We start from the raw sequence: 1,581 nt of genomic DNA, 5'->3' as shown, positions 1-1,581 counted from the left end.
CCCTGCCCTGCCCTGCCCTGCCCTGGACGGGCCTGGCCCGGACGAACGAACGAACGGATGGGCTAGAGAACGGCGATCGCCTCCCCGGCGTGGACCAGCACGGCATCTCCGGGATGGGCGTCGACCAAGGCGATGCCCACCTCCTCCGTTCCGGCGGGAGTGCGAACGACAGCGAGGGCTCCGGGCAAGAGACGGATGACCTCCGCCTCGATGGTCTCCTCCGACCGGGCGATGCGCCCGGCCGCCTCACATACCGGCGCGGCCGGACCGGGATGGACCGAGGCCAGCTCGGCCTCCATCGCGGCCGGTCGGCCCGCGCTCGTGCCGGCGGTCATGCCGACGGTTTTGACGGTGGTCCTGGTTGTGGTCGACGCGGCTGACCTGCCGTGACCGACTGAGCTGCCGTGGCCGACTGAGTCGGAGGGGTGGCGCCGGGCATCCCCCGACTCGGCGTGCCTGGTGCCGACCTGTGCGTTCTCGCCGTCCATCGTCGTAACCACCCTCGGGAAGGCTGGCTTTGCCGCAACCGTACGACCCTGGGCCTGATCACACCACACGGCTAGGACGACTACACGACGTATCGATGCCGGTGTCCGAAACATCAACCTGCCGGGACGTCTCCCCCCGGGCTCCATCCCCGGACGGGCGGGGAGCGGACGGGCGGGGAGCGGTGGCGCGGAACGGGCATCCGGGGCACGGCCGGATCGGGCAGCATAGACGGTGTGAGGGACGGTGCGCGACAGCAGGTGACGGGTGGCGGGGGCGAGGCATTCGACCGGCTCTGCTCGCTGGCCGCGGCCGGCGGGGTCGTGGTGGTGACCGGTGCGGGGATCTCCACCGACTCCGGTATTCCGGACTACCGGGGTCCGAACGGGGCACTGCGCCATCACACCCCGATGACCTATCAGGAGTTCACCGATGATCCCGCGGCCCGGCACCGCTACTGGGCCCGCAGCCATGCCGGGTGGCGGCGGGTGGCCCGGGCGGAGCCGAACCCGGGCCACCGTGCACTGGCCCGGTTGGAGCAGGACGGCCTGGTGACCGGTGTCGTGACGCAGAACGTCGACGGCCTGCACCAGCGTGCCGGCTTACGGCGCGTCATCGATTTGCACGGCAGGCTGTCGCGCGTGCTATGCCGCGGCTGCGGCGACGTGAGCCCTCGCCTCGAGCTCGACCAGCGTCTGCGGGCGGTCAATCCCGGATTCCATGTCGGCGCCGCGCAGAGCAACCCGGACGGCGATGTCACGCTCCCCGACGACATGGTCGCCGCCTTCGTCATGGTGGGCTGCCGCCGGTGCGACGGTGACGAGCTGGAACCGGACGTGGTGTTCTTCGGCGCGACCGTGCCGCGGAGGCGTTCCGGCTGGTCGAGGGGGCCAGGGCGCTGCTGATCCTCGGATCGTCGCTGACGGTGATGTCCGGCTACCGGTTCGTGCTCCGTGCGGCGGAGCTCGACATCCCGGTCGCGATCGTCAACCAGGGTCCGACCCGGGGGGACAGCCGCGCGGCCGTCCGGGTCGACGCGCCTCTGGGCCTGGTGCTTCCCCGCCTCGCCGCCGCCGTGACGCCCCCGTCCCCCCG

At 72.0% G+C, this 1,581-nt stretch carries 1 protein-coding gene and 1 pseudogene; one reads left to right on the top strand and one right to left on the bottom strand.

Going from position 1 to position 1,581, the window contains the following annotated elements:
- Positions 1-62: 62 nt before the first annotated feature.
- On the bottom strand, positions 63-335 hold the full coding sequence (locus ACY45C_RS13170; RefSeq protein WP_462187911.1) for a hydrogenase assembly protein HupF: 273 nt from the start codon (positions 333-335) through the stop codon (positions 63-65).
- A 378-nt stretch (positions 336-713) separates the two neighbouring features.
- On the opposite strand from ACY45C_RS13170, the pseudogene ACY45C_RS13165 reads away from it, so the two are divergent.
- Positions 714-1,581, top strand: a pseudogene (locus tag ACY45C_RS13165) (Sir2 family NAD-dependent protein deacetylase); the annotation flags it as partial.

This window comes from Frankia sp. CcWB2, from assembly GCF_977927585.1.
Note: the sequence above shows the minus strand (reverse complement) of the source record. Positions and strands in the feature narration are given on the sequence as shown.

What these genes read in the sequence shown, in the direction of transcription:
- ACY45C_RS13170 (WP_462187911.1), bottom strand. Translation starts at nt 335, where the DNA reads ATGACCGCCGGCACGAGCGCGGGCCGACCGGCCGCGATGGAGGCCGAG.